This is a genomic window from Oceanobacillus saliphilus (assembly GCF_023522835.1).
Lineage (GTDB): Bacteria > Bacillota > Bacilli > Bacillales > Amphibacillaceae > Oceanobacillus > Oceanobacillus saliphilus.
The window spans coordinates 1-268 of sequence record NZ_JALCZU010000151.1; the positions used below are offsets into that span (position 1 = coordinate 1).

A 268-nucleotide genomic window follows, 5' to 3' on the forward strand; every position below is an offset into this window, starting at 1 on the left:
GCTCAGAGAATTTATGATCCATATCGTCAGAATCAAAATGAAGTGAATGCCGCTTACAATGATGAACACGCAGCAGAGATTGCCAATGGTACTTTGACGCGAAAGTCTGATTTGGAAGCTTGGAACTTGGACAATATTGAGCAAACTTGGGTTAACCTGGGTTGGACGCCATCAAATGAATATGATGCGGCGCAATACAACAAGGATGCTGAAGCGTACAACACTGGTAAAAACAAGGAACAAATTGATGACGGAACACTGGTGGCTC

1 protein-coding gene is annotated in these 268 nt (G+C 43.3%); it reads left to right on the top strand.

The window, feature by feature from the left end:
• The coding region (locus MN204_RS20755; protein ID WP_249872947.1) for a hypothetical protein at positions 1–268 on the top strand (268 nt) is incomplete at both ends.